We start from the raw sequence: 19204 nt of genomic DNA, 5'->3' as shown, positions 1-19204 counted from the left end.
TCTGTTTTCAGACAGGCTCAAAAATAACAAAGAACAAATCTTTTGAGAGTGCGTTATATTTAAAACGATGAAATTATGAGTAAAGTATCTTATTACACAGCTGAAGGTTTAAAAAAATTAAGAGAAGAGTTAAACCAACTTAAAGATGTGGAACGTCCTAAGGCATCGCAAGCAATTGCAGACGCAAGAGACAAAGGTGATTTAAGTGAAAATGCAGAATACGATGCTGCAAAAGAAGCTCAAGGCATGTTAGAAATGAAAATTTCAAAACTAGAAGAAACCCTTGCTGGTGCTAGAGTTATAGATGAGTCGCAATTAGACACCTCTAAAGTTTTAGCGCTTTCAATTGTAAAAATAAAAAACCAAACTAACGGTATGGAAATGACCTATACTTTAGTTGCTGAAAGTGAAGCTGATTTAGCCTCTGGAAAAATTTCTATTAACTCACCTATAGGAAAAGGGTTATTAGGAAAATCTGTTGGTGATGTTGCCGAAATTCAAGTTCCTAGTGGAATTATGAAATTTGACATTTTAGAAATCTCAAGGTAATTACCCACTTTCTAATAAAGTTATATTAAAAAGATTTCTCTTTAGAGGAATCTTTTTATATTTATAAGACTTAAGTTACATACCCTATGGCCACTATTTTTACCAAAATAATTTCTGGAGAAATCCCATCTTATAAAGTTGCAGAGACCGAAGACTTTTACGCCTTTTTAGACATCAACCCCAATTCTAAAGGACATACACTATGTATTCCTAAAAAGGAAGTTGATCAACTTTTAGACTTAGATGAAGCGACATACAACGGATTAATGCAATTTTCTAGACGTGTTGGTTTGGCTTTAGAAAAAGCTGTGCCTTGTAAACGTATAGGAATGACGGTAATTGGTCTTGAGGTTCCTCATGTTCATGTACACCTAATTCCTTTACATTCTATGGAAGATGCTCGTTTTTCAACTAAGCAAAAATTAGAACCAGAAGAGTTTGAAGCGATTGCAAAGAAGATAGCGTCTTTCTTATAAGACTACTGAAATAACCCCTGCCGCCCATAAGGATATCATAACCAATAACAAGATTCCTGAGGCAATTATTGCCCAAGCGATTGGCTTAAGCTTCGTCGATTTCGTCTTTATATTAAGACCTCTTAAATGGTAATCTACCACACGCTCTATATCATCCGTCCAGCGTACCGGAAAAATTTGCATTTCACAATTATGGCAGAGTAATTCACTTGCCGTTTCTTCTGTAATGGCTTTATAAAACTTAGTTTCAATTAACTTTTGTTTTAGGGTAAGCTCTAAACTATCGTTAGAATAACATTCCGGACAGTTATTGCCAATACGGGCTTCTTTTAATGTGAAAAATTTAGACGAATTCATGGCCAAATTTAAGCTAAATTTTCAAGAAATCCTTTTCTTTTTTTTCTGTAACCGGCAAAATTCCACCGCATTAGCATAAGACTTCAACTTAAAACTACACAAAAAACAACAAGCTATAATACAAGTACTTAACCCAATAATAACGCTGTATTCAAGAAATTTTAAATTACTAATTCAATTGTGTAAACTACTATAACTCACACGCCAATAATTTAATCTTGTTTTAGCATAATTTGTATGGTCGTTCCTTTTCCAATTTCAGAATGTAAAACTTTTATTTTACCATTATGGTAATCTTCAATAATGCGTTTTGAAAGCGATAACCCTAAGCCCCAACCTCTTTTTTTGGTGGTATAGCCAGGCTCAAATATTTTGTTGAAAGACAGTTTAGGAATTCCTTTTCCGGTATCTGAAACCGTAATAAAAACCTGATTTTCTAATTGCTTTAATTCTAATTTTAAATCGCCCTTGCCTTTCATGGCATCAATGGCATTCTTCACTAGGTTTTCTATGGTCCAACTAAACAACTGCTCATTGAGTTTAACATCAATTTTGCGATCTGGACTTACAATTTCAAAATTGATTAATTTGGAAGATCTCGATTTTAAATATTCAAAAGAGGAATTTGTAACTTCAACAATATTCACATTTTTAAGTATCGGTACAGAGCCTATTTTACTAAAACGTTCGGTAATCGTTTTCAGTCGGTCAATATCCTTTTCAATTTCAGAAATGTATTCAGGGTTTACATTTTCAGACTTTAAAATTTCAGCCCAACCCACAAGAGAAGATAAAGGCGTCCCAATTTGGTGCGCGGTTTCCTTTGCCATACCGGTCCATAACTTATTCTGCTCTGCTATTTTACTACTGCGATAAAAGAAATAGACCACGGCTGCAAAAAGTAAAATGATAAGAAGTAAGGCTAAAGGATAGTATTTCAATTTATTTAATAAAGGCGAATTCCCATAATAAATGAGCTGCTTAGAGTCCGAATCCATACTCACCTCAATAGGCGTATTTTCACTTTTAAATTGTTCTACCAATTCTTGCACATAGCGTGGATCCTTAAGAAGATCTTCATCTATATTACGAGAGGTACTCAGCTCCCCATCTTCACTCATTACCAAAACGGGGGTATTAATAATGGTTTCGGTAATAACGTGATCTGTAACAATATTGACCTCATCGTTTAGCTTTGGAGTTCCTATATCTTTAATGGCCACCGACCACGTATTCATCTTGGAACGTTCTTCGACTTTAAAATTCTGAAAAAAGGTATAGGTATTTAATAAAATAAGAGAGATGATAAAAAATGATGAGATAATTATAATCCATCGAATAACATTGCGGTCAAAGCTAAAGTTCATTGTTGCGTTTAATTTCAGTTCTAAATATACTAAAAGGAATCAGTTTGTAGGGTTTTAAACCTTGGTATTCCGGTTTCTTAAAAGTGGCCATCCTAAGCTTGGGACAACTTATTTTATAAAAACCAACCGCCTCTAATCGTGAAAAACAAAAGTTTATTTACCCCGTTTATGCGCTTTGTTATACAATGAAAAAATGTTGAAATTATTGTGTAAATACAAACTTAAAATAGTTTTATTCCCCATCTATAATTTTTATATTTGTTGAAAATCAGCAAAATACATGGCCTCATTTAATCCCGAAGATCTTACTACCAGCAATTTACACAGCTATTTATTAAGTGCTGTGGCACCAAGACCTATTGCATTTGCCAGTACACTAGACGCAGAAGGGAAACCTAATTTATCTCCGTTTAGTTTTTTTAATGTTTTTAGTGCCAATCCGCCGATATTAATTTTTTCACCCGCACGACGCGTAAGAAACAATACCACTAAACATACTTTAGAAAACATAGAGAAAACCAAAGAAGTGGTTATTAATGTGGTAAATTATGATATTGTGCAGCAAATGTCATTGAGTAGTACAGAATACCCTGAAGGCGTTAATGAATTTGAAAAAGCTGGTTTAACCATGGATCCTTCAGAACGTGTAAAACCTATGCGTGTTGCCGAATCGCCCGTACAGTTTGAGTGCAAGGTAAACGATATTATTTCCTTAGGAACCGAAGGTGGCGCCGGGAATTTAGTGATTTGCGAAGTGGTAAAATTACACATCTCAGAAGAGGTTTTAAATACGGATCAATCCATAAACCAAGAAGCATTAGATTTGGTGGCCCGCGCCGGTGGAAGTTACTACAGTAGAGCCAAAAATGGTTTTTTTGAAATCCCAAAACCTTTAAGTACCCTAGGTATTGGTGTGGACCAACTCCCTGATCATGTTAAAAATAGCATGATTCTTACCGGAAACAATTTAGGAATGTTGGGTAATGTACAAGCTTTGCCTAGCACCACAGATGTTGAAAGTTTTATTAACGACCTTAGTGAGCGCTATCCGGATATTAAAACGGCATCGCATAGAGAAAAACATAAATTAGCTCAAAATTATTTGAGCTATGGAGACGTAGAAAGTGCTTGGAAGTTATTACTTTCGTAGCCGCAAAATATTTAAGCATTATAATAAATTATAGATTAAGAAAAAATGGAAGTACAAGGACGAATTAAGATGGTAGGTGAGACACAATCCTTTGGAAGCAACGGATTTAGAAAAAGAGAAATTGTAGTCACTACAGAAGAACAATATCCACAACATATTATGGTAGAATTTGTTCAAGATAAAACTGATTTATTAAACAGTTATAAAGTGGGTCAGCAAGTTAAGATTAGTATTAACTTAAGAGGCCGTGAGTGGGTTAATCCACAAGGTGAAACTAAATATTTTAACTCTATTCAAGGTTGGAGAATCGAAGCTGTACAAGGTGATGCTTCAGGTGGAAATATGCCTCCTGTACCACCAACAGAAGCTTTTGAGCCTGTTAAAGATTTAGATGAAGGTGATAATGACGATTTACCATTCTAAATAACACAATTTAGACTTATATAAAAAGACCTGTTTTTAAAAAGCAGGTCTTTTTTTAGGTCTTAATAGGGTATAAAAAAGTCCTAATGGTTAGTTAGGACTTCGTAATTTGGTTTTAGGTTTGACCTTTACATAAATGCAATGATGAACAAAATAAATTTATAACAAAAGGTCTCTCAAATATCAAAAAAAATCTTTTAACATCAAAACTAAAGGCTTAATTTTAAATACGCAAAAACTCAACTTAGCGACTTCTTATGCACTTTTTAACACAAAACATTAAATTTCCTGACGTCACTGAAGCTTCTGAAGACGGACTTCTTGCTGTTGGTGGCGATTTATCTTCTGAGCGTTTGTTACATGCCTACTCAAAAGGTATTTTTCCATGGTACCAAGACGAAGAGCCCATTTTATGGTGGTCACCAGATCCGCGTTTTGTATTATTTCCAGAGGATTTAAAGATCTCTAAGAGCATGAAGCAAATTCTTAAAAAGAATACGTTTAAGGTTACCGAAAACAAAGCGTTTAGAGAGGTGTTAGAACATTGTGCAGCGACAAAACGCACCGGACAAGAAGGCACTTGGATTACCAATGATATGATTAAAGCTTATGTAAAACTCCATCACCTAGGCTATGCAAAATCGGTTGAAGTTTGGCAAGATGACATCTTGGTTGCAGGCCTCTATGGTATTGCCATAAACGACACTGTGTTTTGTGGAGAAAGCATGTTTACTACCGTAAGTAATGCTAGTAAGGTGGGTTTCATCACTTTTGTAAAAAACTCTAATTACAAGCTTATTGACTGCCAAATCTATACCAATCACCTCGAAAGTTTAGGGGCAAAAGACATTTCAAGAGCTACATTTATGACTTATCTCGAACCTCAAGATATCTAAAGCAAGACACTTCGTGGTCATTAACCATACCTGTGGCCTGCATATGAGCATAAACCACGGTAGAACCTACAAATTTAAAACCGCGCTTTTTTAAATCTTTACTAATACCATCACTCAAAGCCGTATTGTTAGGCGTGTCTTTATAATGCCCTATAGCATTTTGTATTGGCGTCCCATTTACAAAGCCCCAAATATAGTTGGAAAAGGAACCGAACTCTTCTTGGATTTTTAGAAAGGCCTGGGCATTAGTTACTGTTGCTTTAATTTTTAATTTATTCCTAATTATACCTGCATTTTCAAGCAGCGTATTGATTTTCTCTTCTTGATAAGTCGCGATTTTTTTATAATCGAACTGATCTAAAGCTTCCCTAAAATTTTCACGCTTTCTTAAAATGGTTATCCAACTTAAACCCGCCTGAAACGTTTCTAAAATTAAAAATTCAAATAAGGTCGCATCATCATAAACCGGCACACCCCATTCTTCATCGTGATAAGCCTCGTATAAAGGATCGCCAACACACCAACCGCATCTGTTTTTAGTCATCTTGTAAGGAATTAAATTTCATCCTACTAATGTAACAACTGTTGCATAAAAACTAGCAACAGAATCTTATTTTTGTGATATGGAAACAGACACACTTACCTTAACCGATATGATTTCAGAAAGTCTTGAAAAAAGTATGACTTATGCTGAATACCGAACTTTAATTACAACCTTAGTTGCAGAAAATTCAACTACAGGAATTGAGAAAACTGAAGCCTTAGTGAATTACACGCAGCTTAACGACCGCCGAATGAGGCGTTGGGATAAAACCGCAAAAGTGGCTGAAAACTTAAAATCTGAAATTGAAAATTTAGATCGTAAAGTTACTTGGTTGGTGATTTCTGAAAGCTGGTGTGGTGATGCCGCTCATATTATGCCTATAATTAATAAAGTTGCTGAACTTAGTGATGCTATTGATTATAAAGTGGTTTTAAGAGACGAAAACAAAGCGCTTATGAATCAATTTTTAACTAACGGTGGAAAATCTATTCCAAAGCTTATCATGCTAGACACAGAGACTAAGGAAGTTTTAAACACGTTTGGTCCACGTCCTACAGTCGCTACGACTATGGTGCAAGATTACAAAGCAAAACACGGTCAATTAACACCCGAGTTTAAGGAAGATCTACAACGTTGGTACAATAAAGATAAAGGCCAGTCTACTGTAGAAGATTTAGTAAACTTACTTAAATAAGCCGCTTTTACCTTTGGGTAAAGGTTTATTTTCCTTGAAATAAAAATGTAATAGTTCCTAATTGATCTTGTCTTGAAGCGGCATTAAACTGAACAGATTTTGCATAGCTAATGGCATGATCAATTAAGCACTTATTATTAGAATTAGAAGCGCCATTAACTAAGGCGTCTACTACATTGCCCGCACTATTCACCTTAATCGTGATTACAATTTTACCGCCAACTTCACAGAGGTATCGCGGTATTTTATAATACGTTAAAACGCGTCCTTTTAAAGCGTATGTTAAGGTGCCTTTGGTTTTAGCATGCTCATCGGCTTGCTTCTTATTTTTAAGACGTTGCTGAAGTTCCTCCTGAAGTTTTTTATAAGCGGCCGTTTCCTTAGTATTTAAAGCATAATCGCCCTTACTGTCAGGCGTTGCGTAGCTCTCTTTTACGGCGTCTTGGGCTTCTTCATTAGCGTCATTAGCTTTAGCCGCTTCTCTGGCTTTAGTTGTACGTTCAAAATCATCAGCCCTCACCGTTTTAAAATTACGCATCATTTCTTTAAACGACTCGTCTTCATTAAACGCCTTATTGGTAGAAGCCTCACTTAGCGCTTCCGATTCCTGAAGGGTTTCTTGAGGTTCAGGCTCTGGTTCTAAAAGATAGTAACTTTCGCTTATTAGATTTCCCTGAGGTTTTAGCTGGAAACTAAACAGTCCTAGAATTACAATACCCGCAATAAGACTGGTAATAATTGTGGCTTTATGTTGTTCAATAAATTTCAGTAGTCATCAATTTAAGTATCTTAATATATACGAAAATTACGAAGAAATAGATGAAGACCTCATCTTAAACCCTTGTTAAATCAGTCTTTAGAAGGTAATCCTGCCATAAAAACTTCAGGTGTAAGTGCATCTTCAACTTTAAAATCACCAATTCTAGTACGACGTAAAACAGATAAATGTGCCCCTGAGTTTAACGCTTTTCCGAAGTCATTCGCCAAAGATCTAATATAAGTTCCCTTACTACAAACCACTCTAAATTTTAATTCTAAAGTAGGATTATTACCCTCTTCTACAGGTTTAATTTCGGTGATTTCAAACTCTGAAATCTCAACCTGTCGGGGTTTAATCTCAACCTCCTCACCTGCTCTAGCAAATTCGTACAAGCGTTTCCCATCTTTTTTAAGCGCAGAAAATACCGGAGGATACTGTTCTATTTTCCCTATAAATTGTGGAATGCACTCTTTAATAGCATCTTCTGTAATATGGTCTACAGGAAAGGTCTCATTGACCTCGGTTTCTAAATCAAAGGACGGTGTTGTTCCTCCGATAACAAAAGTGCCCGTATATTCCTTTTCTTGACCTTGGAATATATTGATTTGTTTGGTCATTTTTCCAGTACAAATCACAAGTAAACCTGTCGCTAAAGGATCTAAAGTTCCGGCGTGGCCTACTTTAATTTTTTTAATATTAAACGCTTGTCTAATAGACCAACGCAATTTATTAACCGCCTGAAATGAGGTCCAAGTTAATGGTTTATCTATTAATAAAACTTGTCCGTTTTTAAATTCTTCTTCCGTTTGCATTAGCTTAATGACCAAATTATAGCTGCACTACCAGCAATGACACAATAGATTGCAAAATAACTTAATTTACTTTTTTTCACGAGGGCAATCATCCAAGTACAAGCAAATAATCCGGCTACAAATGCAGCAACAAAACCGACACTTAAGGCTGTAAAATTTCCACTATCATAAGTGAGTTCGCCACTTAAAAGATCTTTAGCAATCTTACCAAAGATTAAAGGCACAACCATTAAAAATGAAAAACGTGCGGCCTTGGTTTTATCGTTTCCTAATAATACAGAAGTAGAAATTGTAGCTCCGGAGCGTGATATTCCAGGTAACATGGCAATGGCCTGAGAAACACCAATAACAAAAGCATTGGCAAATGAAACTTTCTTTTGGGTATCCTTAGCTTTATCAGCTAAAAAAAGTAAAACCGCTGTTACGATAAGCATACAGCCTACCAGTAAAATATTTCCATTAAATAATTGTTCTAACTCTTCTTCAAAAAAGACACCGACAATCGCTGCAGGTAGCATAGAGAGGGCTATTTTAGAAATAAACTGAAGATCTTCATTCCATTCAAATTTGAAAACACCTTTTAAAATGGCTAGAATATCTTTTCTGAAAATAACCATAGTACTCAGTGCTGTCGCAAAGTGAAGCACCACTGTAAAGAGTAAACTTTCTTGAGGGACCGATTCATCTCCCAATAAAGCTTTCCCAATTTCTAAGTGACCACTAGATGATACAGGTAAAAATTCAGTAAGGCCTTGAATAATTCCTAAAACAATTGCGTCTATAATTTCCATGACATGTAGATATCGATATCGGGCAAAAGTAAGTAAAATGAGGCTTACTTATCAAACTTTAAAGGTAGAGTCTCTAATTATTAAGTGACTTCTAATTTCAATGGTTTTATTTATGAGCATCGCATTAGGATGCTTCATTTCTTCAATTAAATATTTAACGGCAGTAGTCCCTATTTTTTGGCCGGGCTGATCAATGGTAGTCAGCATAGGTTCTATTATGGTAGAGTTTATAGAATTACTAAATCCAACCACAGCTACCTCTTCAGGAATTTTAACATTGAGTTTGTTTAGGGCTTTAATTACCCCAATGGCAGCGCCATCTGTTATCGCAAAAATAGCATCAGGTTTTTCCTTTAAACTCATTAGAACATTAGCCATTCTTTTCCCTTGTCTAATCGAAATATCGTCAACACTTAAAATAATTTTTTCGTCCACAGGGATATTATTTTCCTTTAAAGCTCTTAAATAGCCTTCGTAACGCTTTTCAGAATTATAAGAAAATTCAGATTCTTTTATAATGGCAATGCGACGTTTACCAATATTTATTAAATGTTCTACCGCATTATAACCCGCTTCCTCTTCATTAATCACCACCTGTGTACACGGAATTTTATTAGAGGCCTTATCAAATAAAATGAGCGGTAAAGTATTCATCAATTTTAAAATGGAACTGATATCTCTAGTCATTTTAGACAAAGACAAAAGCACGCCATCTACACCAAACTGAATCATTGTGTTTAACATTTCGGTCTGTTTATCCACATCATCATTAGATTCCGAAACAATTACCCGATACCCTTGTAGCGAGGCTTCCTCTAAAATTCCTCGCATTAAAGTGGTGGTAAAATAATGCGTAATACTCGGCACAATAACCCCAATAATATTGGTCTTATGGGTTCTAAAGCCTTTCGCAAAAATATTAGGAATGTAATTAAGCTCAGCAGCTAGGTCTTTAACTCGTTTGCGAGTGGGCGCACTAATATCGGGATGATCATTTAAGGCTCGAGATACTGTAGAAATGGATAGGCCTAATTTGGTCGCAATTTCTTTTAACGTAGGAATTTTACTTTTCACACTATTTTGTTTAACACAAACGTTACCGCAAACGTTTGCGTGGTAATTTCATAATTTTTCTGACACAAACTTAACAATTTGATAATAAATTTACCCATATAACAACAAAACTATAAACGAATGAAAACATCTCTACTCGCATTCGCACTGTTTCTTTGTGCGTTTACTGCTTTTTCACAAACCGAAATTACGGGTAAAATTACAGACGCCTCCGGTATGCCAATTATGGGAGCCAACGTCATCATTAAAGGGAGTACCTCTGGTGCTATTTCCGATTTTGATGGAAAATTTGCATTTACCACTAATGTATCCGGAGCACAAACGCTTCAAATTTCTTATGTCGGATTTCAAACCTTTGAGAAATCCATTATATGTAACGGGGAACTCATTACCATAAATGCTGTTTTAACCGAAGGTGGTAATACATTAGATACTGTCGTTCTTACAGCCTCTTCAACATTTAGATCTCAGAAAGATACACCAATGTCTATTAGTTCTGTAAAACAAAAGGACATTACTAAGTTATCCGCTAATAGTCAGGCTGATATTTTAAGAAGTATTCCAGGGATCACCGCAGAAGGTGGTGGTGGAGAAACCGCAACTAATTTATTTGTAAGAGGTTTGCCTTCTGGTGGACAATATGTTTTTAATCCTTTACAATACGATGGTATGCCCTTAATGGCAACCTTTGGTCTGAACTCTTCTGCCCATGATGTTTATGCGCGTGCAGACATCGGTTTTAAAGGGGTTGAATTTGTAAGAGGTGGTGCTGCGGTACTTTACGGATCGGGTTCTGTAGCGGGTATTATTAACTATACAAGTAAAACCGGAGACAGCAATGAAGAAAATATCATCAACTTAGAATATGGCGATTCTGGTCGTTTTAAAACTGACTTTTATACTGGTGGTCGTTTAGGTGGTGAAGATTCTAACACCTTTTATGCCGTTACAGGTTTTGTAAGAAAGGATAGCGGACCAATTGACACCGGTATGGATACTCGAGGATTTCAATTACGTGCTAATTTGAAACAAAAATTTGAAAATGGATCCTTTACCATTCACGGACAATTTATCAATGATAGAGCTCAATTCTTTATGCCACTCCCTTTAGAAGGTGGATCTAGAGAACGTCTTACGGGGAACGATGGTGATCCGGTGGAACAATTATTATCTGGCGAGTTAGCCAACACCTCATTTTTAACTCCAGGAGGCGTATATGAAAGCCCAATTGACGATGGTGTGTATACCAAAGGAGGCTACCTTTTAGCGGATTTTGATTACAACTTAAGCGATAACTTAAGGTTTGAATCTAAAGTGAAATATGCCAATTACAAACACAATTTTGCCCTTTACATTGGTGGAGAAGGTAATTACGGTAACCCAATTACTTTATCGGATTATGTGAGTGCTGTCGCTCCAAATAACACGGGATACAGTGCCACTTACCAAGGGGGTTCTGGTGCACAAATTAACGGGAATGATTTAGTGATAGAAAACTTACATATAGACCGACTACGCCCAATGACGGATTATTCTGGTGAAGCGCGTTTAATATTAAAATCAGATAACGGAATTCATACCTATACCGCAGGAACCTTCTTAGCAAGAACAGAAGCAGAAGATGTGAACTACCAATACCGTGTTCTTTCAGAATTTAATAACAATCCGCAACTGGTTAACTTAAGCTATACCAACGCTACCGGAGATAATGTTGTTTACTCTACAGGAGGCTTGTACAATAGAATTGGTATGACTTTAAATAATTATTTAGAACAAAGTAGAACCGCTTTTTACATTACAGATGAAATTGTTTTAGACAAATGGCGTTTTGATGTAGGGTTAAGAGTAGAATCTACTAAAGGGACCTTTAGACATGGTGGTCTTGCCACAAGCCAAGTGTATACCGATACAGAACTTACTAGCGACTTACAAAACGTAAGGTTTGCTGATGGAACCTTTACAACAGGTGAAATTGAAGCTACAGACTGGGCCTTATCTTTAGCCGGTTTGTATAAACTTACAGAAGCAACAAATTTATACGCTAACTTTTCTAGAGGTTATTTCTTTCCACAGCAGAGAGGTTTCACGCCAACACCAGGAATTAGAGATACTAATTATGAAGCCGAAACAATTATTCAAGGGGAACTTGGTGCCAAATTCGGAACACAAAAATTCTCAGGTTCTGCGGCTGTATATTATGTTGGACTTAGCGATCGTATTCGTATTGATCAGGCCATTGTTAATGGAGAGTTAGTAGACCAAGGACGTAGTGAACAATCTACAAAAACCGTTGGATTAGAAGCCACAGGAAATTACAGGTTTACAGATTATTTAAGCGCCTCAGCAACGGTAACCTACCAAAATCATGAAATTTCAAAAAATCAAACAGAAGATTTAGTCAATGGGGGAATCACAACCATTAATGAAGGTAATGAAATTGCTAGACAGCCTAACATTTTAGGGTCTTTAGGTTTAAACTACGACAACCGTAAACTAGACGCCAACTTTACTGTTAATCACACAGGTGCTAAATATACGGATGACACCAATAATGTAGAGTTAGATCCTATCACCATCGCAAGAATTGGTGCTGGTTATACTTTTGAAACTGCAGGAAACAACAACCTTCGTGTTGGTTTTTCAGTCTTTAACCTATTTGATAGTGCGGGACTTACTGAAGGTAACCCTAGAGCAGGGATTTCAGGACAGTCTAGTGATGGAGACTTTTTTGTAGGACGACCAATTTTACCAAGACGTTTCTTCTTAACGACAACATTTAATTTTTAAACCTAATTTATACATCGGCATTGACACCGTAGCGGGTGTCAATGCTATCTCAAATTTTATACTGCTATCATGACAAAAGAAAATTTAATACAAACGGCAAAAACCGTTCTTAACAATAATTTCAACGAAGACAAGGGGTTTACCATTCCGTGTGAAGGCTTATATCCATTTCAATGGAACTGGGATTCTGGTTTTATAGCCATCGGCTTTGCCCATTACGATGCGGTAAAAGCCAAACGTGAAATAGAAGCGTTACTCAGTGCCCAATGGGAAAATGGATTTCTTCCACATATCGTTTTTCATAATGATAGCGATACGTACTTTCCTGGCCCAGAATTCCATCTGTCTAAATTACACCCTTTGGCCTCCAAAAGCCACAGAACCACAGGAATGACACAACCTCCAGTTTTAGGCTTTGTGCTAAAAGAGCTTTATGATATTATAGACGACAAAGAAGACACGCTTAACTTTATAAAAGCGAATATTGATAAGGTTTTTGATAATCACAAGCACTTTTATACCCATAGAGATCCTAATCAAGAGGGTTTAGTGTACATCTATCACAACTGGGAATCGGGTACAGATAATTCGCCTATTTGGGATGATATTTGGGATACCATGGATCCGCCACACTATAAATTTGAACGCCGCGATACCACCCATGTAGATCCTACCCAAAGACCGTCTAACAGAGAATATGATTACTATTTGCACCTTATAGAAATTGCAAAAGCTCATAACTACGATGATGCTAAAATTGCGGAATTATCACCGTTTTTAGTTCAAGATCCTTTGGTTAACTCTATGCTTATAAAATCTAACGCGGCCTTAATAGAACTCTATGAATTAATTGGAGATAATGCCGATAAAATTGAAACATTAAAACAATGGCAAACAAAGGCTATAGCTAGATTTAATGAAAAATTATTCAATGAAAAATTAGGCGCTTATGTGCATTATGATCTTAGAAATGAAAAGCAAATTGAATTTATAACCTCATCTTCATTTACTCCTTTATTTGCGGGTATTCCTAATGAAGCACAAGCCAAAATTGTAATTGATACCTTAACCTCTAAATTCGCAACCGAAGCACACTACCTCTGTGCCTCCTTTGATCCTGAAAGCGATCGTTATAATCCTAAAAAGTATTGGAGAGGCCCAATTTGGATTAACCTCAACTGGTTACTCTACAAAGGTTTAAAAACTTATGATTACACCGATTTAGCCAAACGTGTTAAAGACGATTCTATTACCCTAATAGAAAAATATGGTTTTTACGAGTATTTTGATCCTAGAAAGGAGGTAAAAGACAATGCCGGATACGGAGGGCATAACTTCTCATGGAGTGCAGCTTTATTTTTAGACCTCTTAAAATCTTAATAATACATCTATGACTTATTTCAAGACGAAGTACATTGAAATAAGTCATATTTTTAGAGTTATAAAGCGTTTCTTTTTGTCACTGAAAATCTCAGTAAGGCTTTAAGCAACCCTAAATCCTAATGCCGTAGAAAACCTGAGACGGAATTCAATGACGGCATTCTGTAGATCCTCAACATTCGGGGCTATTTCTTATATTACTGACATCGGAAGTTCTTTTGCCAGGTTAACACGTGTTTACGACCGGGCATTAGCAGTCCGAAAGCATATAAAAACATAAATTTAAATGAATTGGTTAGACTATACTATTATTGCTTTTTACCTGTTTGGGTTTATAGCAATGGGTTATTTTTTTAAAGAAAATAACAATTCTAAAGATTATTTTTTAGGCGGAAAAAGTTTGGGTTGGTTTCCGCTGAGTTTGTCTACAATGGCCACCCAGCTTTCCGCTATAAGTTTTATATCTGCCCCTGCCTTTGTTGGTCTTAAAGCCAATGGTGGTATGAAATGGTTAACTTTTGAATTTGGAGTGCCTTTAGCCATGATTGGGATTATGTATTTTATAATTCCACCGCTCTACAAATCAGGAATTGTTAGTATTTACGAATACTTAGAACGTCGATTTTCAAAATCTACACGAAAAATTATCAGTATTGTTTTCCAAATCAGTAGAGCCTTAGGAACAGGAGTTATGGTGTTTACCATGGCTTTAATCATACAAGCCGTTATCGGAATTAGTTTTCACTGGACCCTCCTTATCATTAGTGTGGTCACCCTCATTTATTCTTATCAAGGGGGTATGAAAGCTGTAGTTTGGGGAGATGCCATACAAATGATTATTCTATTTTCCGGACTCATTATCTGTGTCATTATTGGCTATTCTTTAATGCAAGACACAGGGACCTTTACCGGATTTGACCCTTCAAGACTTCAGGTGATCGACTTTTCTAACTTAGGGCTGTTTGATGGTGAAGAATACGGATTTTGGCCTATGCTCTTAGGGGGCTTTTTCTTATACTTATCCTACTACGGTACAGACCAAACCCAAGCCCAACGTTTGCTTTCGGCAAAAGATGAAGGCACCATTAGAAAATTATTAATGGCCAACGGGATCTTGCGTTTCCCTGTCGTTTTAGTGTATTGTATTATGGGATTAATTATTGGTTATCTCGTTACTAACGTGCCTGAATTTTATGAAAGTATAAGAGAAACAACACGGGTACATTACCCTGCAGAATATGCGAGTTCTGGCATTAAACCCGATTTAATGATTCCGGTTTTTATCATCAATTATTTACCAAACGGTCTTATTGGGATATTAATGGTCGGAATTCTATCGGCAGCCATGTCGTCATTAAGTTCTACGATAAACTCGTTGAGTGCTGTCACTATTGAAGACTTTTTCAACAACAGAGAAGAGAAGCTTTCAGAAAAAAAATACATGCTGCTCTCTAAAGGTTTGGTTATTTTTTGGGGTGTCGTCTGTATATTGGCCGCCTATCTCTTCGGAAATAGTAAGAGTACGGTTATTGAATTAATTAATGCCATTTCATCTCTATTTTTCGGGCCTATTTTAGCGGCTTTTATAATTGCTATTTTCTTTAAGAAAGTGAACCATATTGGGATGAATACCGCCATTATTACGGCCGTTGTTGTAAACCTGATTTTTAAATATTTACCGGAGCTGATTTACCTCTTTACCGAAGGGCATTTTTACTCAGGTACGGCGTCGATACACAGTGCATTGGCTGATTTGGGTTATCCTAATGTTCTCGATTTATTTTGGATTTGGTACAACCTCACTGGTTTTGTTATTGCGCTTATTACAGCCATCATTGTTAGTAAATTAACCTCAAACGTTCCGGCAAAACAAATGGAGTTATCTTATTCATTTCATACCAAAGACCTGTTAAAGAAAGAGAGTATGATCTTAATGTCATTTTTTGTATTAATTCTGGCCGCGAGTTACTTTTTACCTCAATTATTAAGTTAAAGAACCCCTATGAAAATTGTTTTAGCACCCGATAAATATAAAGGCTCACTCACCGGATTAGAGTTCTGTAATATCATAGCCCCGCTTTTAAAATCGACCTTAAATGCAGAGGTCATCATCTTACCTTTAGCCGATGGTGGCGACGGCACCATTGATGTTATCAATTATTACCTAAAAGGAAGTGTGATAAAAACGGAAGTGAATAACCCCGTTTATAAACCGGTCTTAGCCTCCTATCTTTTTTCCGAACCCAATAAAATGGCTTTTATTGAAATGGCGGAGGCCTCGGGAATGAAACTCTTACAGGCTTCAGAACAAAATTGTATGAACACCAGTACATACGGAACAGGCGAACTCATTTTAAATGCCATAAATAAAGGCGCTCGGCACATTATATTAGGACTTGGAGGCAGTGCAACAAACGATTGTGGTATAGGAATGGCAAGCGCTTTAGGGTATCGGTTTTTAGATGAGACGAATACTGAAGTTAAACCTATTGGGAAAAATTTATCAAGAATAACTAAGATTGATGCTACAACTGTAGACCCAAGGCTGGCACAGGTTAAGTTTCAAATAGCCTGCGATGTCACCAATCCTCTTTATGGTCCTGAAGGTGCCGCATATATATATGCCAAACAAAAAGGCGCATCAGATACGGAAATCGCATATTTAGATCAAGGCTTACAGAACTTCTCTAAAATTTTAGATAAACATTTTAATTGTACAACGCAAGAGATACAAGGCGCTGGTGCGGCAGGTGGCATGGGGGCTGGTACCGTTACATTTCTTAATGGGACATTGCTACCTGGTATAGATTTAATACAACAGATTGCCGACTTTGATACTAAGATTCAACAAGCCGATTGGATTATTACAGGGGAAGGGCAATTGGACCTGCAAACCCTATCTGGTAAAACCTTAAGTGGTGTGCTAAACTCAGCACAAAAGCATCAGATTAAAGTGGCAGCCTTTTGCGGAAGTATTAATTTAAGTGCTTCAGAATTAAATGACATGGGCATTGCCTATAGCGATTCCATTATCAGTAAATCTAAAAATTTTGAAGATGCTTTAGAGCATACCGAAGACTATTTAAAGCAAATTACAAATAAATTTATAGCGTATTTAAAGCCTTAAATTATTTTTTATTCGGATTTAAAAGAATGGCGTAAACCTGAATACCAAAACCTATTAAGACTAAGGTTGGTGCTAAACGTATACGTCTCCAACTGTAGATCGCTTCATTAAAAACCTTAGGGTCATCACTACCCCCACCAGACATTAAGATAAAACCAATAACAATAAAGGCTAAGCCTATAAATAAGAACTTATAGTTTTTCTTACCGAAAATAAATTCGGATTTAGAATTGTCATTATGTTTGTTTACTCCCATGATCTTTTCAATTCAACTAATTATATTACAAAGTAACAGTTTTATTTATAAATAACCGTTAGCATTAATATATTCCTAACATCTAATAATATAACTGATCGGTTTTTAAATTTAAGAAACGTTGTGTTGCTATAAAAGTACTTATCCATGTTATCAGAATACCTAATAAGAAAATGCCTGCAAAGAGTCCTGCAATAGCCATCGTATTTTTCAATAATTCTAATTCCGGGAAACTAAGATCTAAATAATACAAAACCACAGCCATACCTCCTAAAGCCACTAAAGCCCCAACAATACCGAGTTGAACACTTTTCCAAATAAAAGGTTTTCTAATAAAACGTTTTGTAGCTCCTACCATTTGCATGGTTTTTATAATAAAACGCTTAGAATATACCGCCAATCGGATAGAGCTGTTAATTAACAATACCGCTATTAAAGTAAAAACTGCACTAATGATTAAAACCCAAAATGTAATTTTCTTTACATTATCATTCATAAGTTCTACCAAATCATTATCGTATCTAATCTCTTCAATAAAAGCTTTGTTAGACAGACCCTCTGAGATTTCAGTTAATTGTTCGGTGGTAACAAAATCGGCTTTTAAGTGCACATCAATAGAATTCTTAAGCGGATTGTAGCCCACAAAATCCATAAAATCTTCGCCCGTTTCTGCCTTCATAAATTCAGCAGCTTCTTCTTTAGACACGTAAACAGCATCCTTGGTATAGTCGGCCATCGCTAAACTCTTTTTAAGCTGATTCACCTCCACATCTTTGGCAGTGTCATTTAAATAAATGGTCATAACCACCTGTTCTTTAAAGTGATCTGCTACTTTTTTAGAGTTGATAACCAAAAGACCTAAACAGCCTAAAAGGAATAAAACCAATGCAATACTTATTACTACGGAGATGTAAGAAGATATAAGTTTTCGCTTTTGGTATTTGTCAAAAGATGATGCCATGTCATACTGCTAATTAGTTCGGTAAAAATAATAAAGAATTTGCTTATGCTACTATTACAACGCTGATCTTTTCTTCGTGTTGTAAATGCCCTTACAAAGTATAGCAATAGCACTACTCGCCTAGCATTTCACAGATAACCTTACCGTCTGAAGACTCTAATTCTGAAGCTTTTCATCTCGCGTTGGCATAATTCTTGTAAAAATCCCAAACAATCAATAACCTCTTAAAAATCAATACTCATGAAGAAATTATGCATGCTGGCCATTCTTGCCACTTTAGGATTCACACAACAAATCAAAGCTCAAAATATCACATTTGGGGCTAAAGCAGGACTCAATAGCGCTAGTTTTACAGGAGGCGATGCCGATAGAAATCGACTTTTAGGTTTTCATGTTGGGGTCATTTCTGAAATTCCTTTAAGTGAAACCTTTTCACTTCAACCAGAGCTCCTCTATTCTACTCAAGGCTCAGAAGTTCAAGATGTCGTTAAAATAAAAGTAGATTACCTCGCTATTCCAGTGATGTTAAAATACTATTTAGTTGAAGGTTTTAGCATAGAAGTGGGGCCACAATTTTCGTTTTTAGTCAATGATAAAGGCGAATATATCAATAGCGATCTACCAGACGAAGATACCAATGCCGCTAACATCGATATCGGTGCTAATGCAGGTATAGGCTATAACTTTGGCACCCATCTATTTGTACAAGCCCGTTATAATTTTGGCATTTCAACAGTAGCCGAAAACCCAGATATTAAAAACAGTGTTTTTCAAGTCGCACTTGGTTATAAATTTTAAAC

General features: G+C 36.2%; 20 protein-coding genes. 11 read left to right on the top strand and 9 right to left on the bottom strand.

What is annotated here, in order from left to right:
- Window positions 1–75 precede the first annotated feature (75 nt).
- Both greA and ACFQ13_RS15125 read left to right on the top strand, forming a co-directional pair.
- Complete coding sequence (gene greA, locus ACFQ13_RS15130; protein ID WP_114308339.1) at window positions 76–549, top strand: transcription elongation factor GreA; 474 nt, start codon at window positions 76–78, stop codon at window positions 547–549.
- An 86-nt stretch (window positions 550–635) separates the two neighbouring features.
- Window positions 636–1025 (top strand): HIT family protein, encoded by a 390-nt coding sequence (locus ACFQ13_RS15125; RefSeq protein ID WP_386118801.1) that lies wholly within the window; start codon window positions 636–638, stop codon window positions 1023–1025.
- Here ACFQ13_RS15125 and ACFQ13_RS15120 read toward each other — a convergent pair.
- Window positions 1020–1382 (bottom strand): hypothetical protein, encoded by a 363-nt coding sequence (locus ACFQ13_RS15120; protein ID WP_386118800.1) that lies wholly within the window; start codon window positions 1380–1382, stop codon window positions 1020–1022. The two genes, ACFQ13_RS15125 and ACFQ13_RS15120, sit on opposite strands and share 6 nt — an antisense overlap.
- Window positions 1383–1594: 212 nt before the next feature.
- A complete protein-coding gene (locus ACFQ13_RS15115; protein WP_386118797.1) occupies window positions 1595–2749 on the bottom strand; it encodes a sensor histidine kinase in 1155 nt (384 codons plus the stop codon).
- Window positions 2750–3029: 280 nt separating this feature from the next.
- On the opposite strand from ACFQ13_RS15115, the gene ACFQ13_RS15110 reads away from it, so the two are divergent.
- The 3 genes from ACFQ13_RS15110 (at window position 3030) to aat (ending at window position 5218) form a co-directional block, all read left to right on the top strand.
- Window positions 3030–3899 carry a flavin reductase family protein gene (locus tag ACFQ13_RS15110; protein ID WP_386118794.1) on the top strand — a complete coding sequence of 290 codons (870 nt, stop codon included), beginning with the start codon at window positions 3030–3032 and terminating at the stop codon, window positions 3897–3899.
- A 45-nt stretch (window positions 3900–3944) separates the two neighbouring features.
- Window positions 3945–4322, top strand: coding sequence for a DUF3127 domain-containing protein (locus ACFQ13_RS15105; protein ID WP_114308334.1), 378 nt, complete (start codon window positions 3945–3947; stop codon window positions 4320–4322).
- 257 nt (window positions 4323–4579) lie between these two features.
- Window positions 4580–5218: a leucyl/phenylalanyl-tRNA--protein transferase gene (gene aat / locus ACFQ13_RS15100; protein ID WP_386118792.1), complete on the top strand. Its 639-nt coding sequence runs from the start codon at window positions 4580–4582 to the stop codon at window positions 5216–5218.
- Here the strand turns inward: aat and ACFQ13_RS15095 are convergent.
- Window positions 5187–5762 (bottom strand): DNA-3-methyladenine glycosylase I, encoded by a 576-nt coding sequence (locus ACFQ13_RS15095; RefSeq protein WP_386118789.1) that lies wholly within the window; start codon window positions 5760–5762, stop codon window positions 5187–5189. The genes aat and ACFQ13_RS15095 overlap by 32 nt on opposite strands.
- 79 nt (window positions 5763–5841) lie before the next feature.
- On the opposite strand from ACFQ13_RS15095, the gene ACFQ13_RS15090 reads away from it, so the two are divergent.
- A complete protein-coding gene (locus tag ACFQ13_RS15090; protein WP_386118787.1) occupies window positions 5842–6456 on the top strand; it encodes a thioredoxin family protein in 615 nt (204 codons plus the stop codon).
- 25 nt (window positions 6457–6481) lie between these two features.
- On the opposite strand, the gene ACFQ13_RS15085 is transcribed toward ACFQ13_RS15090, so the two are convergent.
- From ACFQ13_RS15085 to ACFQ13_RS15070, 4 genes are all read right to left on the bottom strand, one after another.
- Complete coding sequence (locus tag ACFQ13_RS15085; protein ID WP_386118786.1) at window positions 6482–6997, bottom strand: hypothetical protein; 516 nt, start codon at window positions 6995–6997, stop codon at window positions 6482–6484.
- A gap of 308 nt (window positions 6998–7305) precedes the next feature.
- The gene (gene truB, locus ACFQ13_RS15080; RefSeq protein ID WP_386118784.1) at window positions 7306–8028 is read right to left on the bottom strand and encodes a tRNA pseudouridine(55) synthase TruB; all 723 of its coding nucleotides are present in this window, start codon (window positions 8026–8028) and stop codon (window positions 7306–7308) included.
- Window positions 8028–8819, bottom strand: coding sequence for an undecaprenyl-diphosphate phosphatase (locus tag ACFQ13_RS15075; protein ID WP_386118783.1), 792 nt, complete (start codon window positions 8817–8819; stop codon window positions 8028–8030). The genes truB and ACFQ13_RS15075 overlap by 1 nt, the downstream gene beginning before the upstream one ends.
- 51 nt (window positions 8820–8870) lie before the next feature.
- Window positions 8871–9893 carry a LacI family DNA-binding transcriptional regulator gene (locus ACFQ13_RS15070; protein ID WP_386118781.1) on the bottom strand — a complete coding sequence of 341 codons (1023 nt, stop codon included), beginning with the start codon at window positions 9891–9893 and terminating at the stop codon, window positions 8871–8873.
- 120 nt (window positions 9894–10013) lie between these two features.
- Between ACFQ13_RS15070 and ACFQ13_RS15065 the strand changes: the two genes are divergently transcribed.
- From ACFQ13_RS15065 to ACFQ13_RS15050, 4 genes are all read left to right on the top strand, one after another.
- The gene (locus ACFQ13_RS15065; protein WP_386118779.1) at window positions 10014–12680 is read left to right on the top strand and encodes a TonB-dependent receptor domain-containing protein; all 2667 of its coding nucleotides are present in this window, start codon (window positions 10014–10016) and stop codon (window positions 12678–12680) included.
- Window positions 12681–12749: 69 nt separating this feature from the next.
- Entirely contained in the window at window positions 12750–14060 is a 1311-nt protein-coding gene (locus ACFQ13_RS15060; RefSeq protein ID WP_386118777.1) for an amylo-alpha-1,6-glucosidase, read from the top strand.
- Window positions 14061–14346: 286 nt separating this feature from the next.
- Window positions 14347–16053, top strand: coding sequence for a sodium:solute symporter family transporter (locus ACFQ13_RS15055; RefSeq protein WP_386118775.1), 1707 nt, complete (start codon window positions 14347–14349; stop codon window positions 16051–16053).
- Between the two features lie 9 nt (window positions 16054–16062).
- Window positions 16063–17187, top strand: a complete 1125-nt coding sequence (locus tag ACFQ13_RS15050; protein ID WP_386118773.1) for a glycerate kinase — start codon at window positions 16063–16065, stop codon at window positions 17185–17187.
- A 1-nt stretch (window position 17188) separates the two neighbouring features.
- Here ACFQ13_RS15050 and ACFQ13_RS15045 read toward each other — a convergent pair whose 3' ends face one another.
- Window positions 17189–17443 carry a DUF3098 domain-containing protein gene (locus tag ACFQ13_RS15045; RefSeq protein WP_386118770.1) on the bottom strand — a complete coding sequence of 85 codons (255 nt, stop codon included), beginning with the start codon at window positions 17441–17443 and terminating at the stop codon, window positions 17189–17191.
- 82 nt (window positions 17444–17525) lie between these two features.
- On the bottom strand, window positions 17526–18404 hold the full coding sequence (locus tag ACFQ13_RS15040) for a cell division protein FtsX (RefSeq protein WP_386118768.1): 879 nt from the start codon (window positions 18402–18404) through the stop codon (window positions 17526–17528).
- Window positions 18405–18644: 240 nt separating this feature from the next.
- Between ACFQ13_RS15040 and ACFQ13_RS15035 the strand changes: the two genes are divergently transcribed.
- Entirely contained in the window at window positions 18645–19202 is a 558-nt protein-coding gene (locus ACFQ13_RS15035; RefSeq protein ID WP_386118765.1) for a porin family protein, read from the top strand.
- The last annotated feature ends 2 nt before the right edge of the window (window positions 19203–19204 follow it).

Origin of the sequence: Winogradskyella rapida (genome assembly GCF_042675845.1) — a bacterium.
GTDB classification, from domain to species: domain Bacteria; phylum Bacteroidota; class Bacteroidia; order Flavobacteriales; family Flavobacteriaceae; genus Winogradskyella; species Winogradskyella rapida.
The sequence above is the reverse complement of the archived record's forward strand: the minus strand, read 5'-3'. Positions and strand labels throughout refer to the sequence as shown.

What these genes read in the sequence shown, in the direction of transcription:
- aat (WP_386118792.1), top strand. Translation starts at nt 4,580, where the DNA reads ATGCACTTTTTAACACAAAACATTAAATTTCCTGACGTCACTGAAGCT.
- ACFQ13_RS15045 (WP_386118770.1), bottom strand. Translation starts at nt 17,443, where the DNA reads ATGGGAGTAAACAAACATAATGACAATTCTAAATCCGAATTTATTTTC.
- ACFQ13_RS15035 (WP_386118765.1), top strand. Translation starts at nt 18,645, where the DNA reads ATGAAGAAATTATGCATGCTGGCCATTCTTGCCACTTTAGGATTCACA.
- ACFQ13_RS15050 (WP_386118773.1), top strand. Translation starts at nt 16,063, where the DNA reads ATGAAAATTGTTTTAGCACCCGATAAATATAAAGGCTCACTCACCGGA.
- ACFQ13_RS15125 (WP_386118801.1), top strand. Translation starts at nt 636, where the DNA reads ATGGCCACTATTTTTACCAAAATAATTTCTGGAGAAATCCCATCTTAT.
- ACFQ13_RS15060 (WP_386118777.1), top strand. Translation starts at nt 12,750, where the DNA reads ATGACAAAAGAAAATTTAATACAAACGGCAAAAACCGTTCTTAACAAT.
- ACFQ13_RS15065 (WP_386118779.1), top strand. Translation starts at nt 10,014, where the DNA reads ATGAAAACATCTCTACTCGCATTCGCACTGTTTCTTTGTGCGTTTACT.
- ACFQ13_RS15085 (WP_386118786.1), bottom strand. Translation starts at nt 6,997, where the DNA reads ATGATGCGTAATTTTAAAACGGTGAGGGCTGATGATTTTGAACGTACA.
- ACFQ13_RS15110 (WP_386118794.1), top strand. Translation starts at nt 3,030, where the DNA reads ATGGCCTCATTTAATCCCGAAGATCTTACTACCAGCAATTTACACAGC.
- ACFQ13_RS15105 (WP_114308334.1), top strand. Translation starts at nt 3,945, where the DNA reads ATGGAAGTACAAGGACGAATTAAGATGGTAGGTGAGACACAATCCTTT.
- ACFQ13_RS15090 (WP_386118787.1), top strand. Translation starts at nt 5,842, where the DNA reads ATGGAAACAGACACACTTACCTTAACCGATATGATTTCAGAAAGTCTT.
- greA (WP_114308339.1), top strand. Translation starts at nt 76, where the DNA reads ATGAGTAAAGTATCTTATTACACAGCTGAAGGTTTAAAAAAATTAAGA.
- ACFQ13_RS15075 (WP_386118783.1), bottom strand. Translation starts at nt 8,819, where the DNA reads ATGGAAATTATAGACGCAATTGTTTTAGGAATTATTCAAGGCCTTACT.
- ACFQ13_RS15120 (WP_386118800.1), bottom strand. Translation starts at nt 1,382, where the DNA reads ATGAATTCGTCTAAATTTTTCACATTAAAAGAAGCCCGTATTGGCAAT.
- ACFQ13_RS15095 (WP_386118789.1), bottom strand. Translation starts at nt 5,762, where the DNA reads ATGACTAAAAACAGATGCGGTTGGTGTGTTGGCGATCCTTTATACGAG.
- ACFQ13_RS15040 (WP_386118768.1), bottom strand. Translation starts at nt 18,404, where the DNA reads ATGGCATCATCTTTTGACAAATACCAAAAGCGAAAACTTATATCTTCT.
- ACFQ13_RS15115 (WP_386118797.1), bottom strand. Translation starts at nt 2,749, where the DNA reads ATGAACTTTAGCTTTGACCGCAATGTTATTCGATGGATTATAATTATC.
- ACFQ13_RS15055 (WP_386118775.1), top strand. Translation starts at nt 14,347, where the DNA reads ATGAATTGGTTAGACTATACTATTATTGCTTTTTACCTGTTTGGGTTT.
- truB (WP_386118784.1), bottom strand. Translation starts at nt 8,028, where the DNA reads ATGCAAACGGAAGAAGAATTTAAAAACGGACAAGTTTTATTAATAGAT.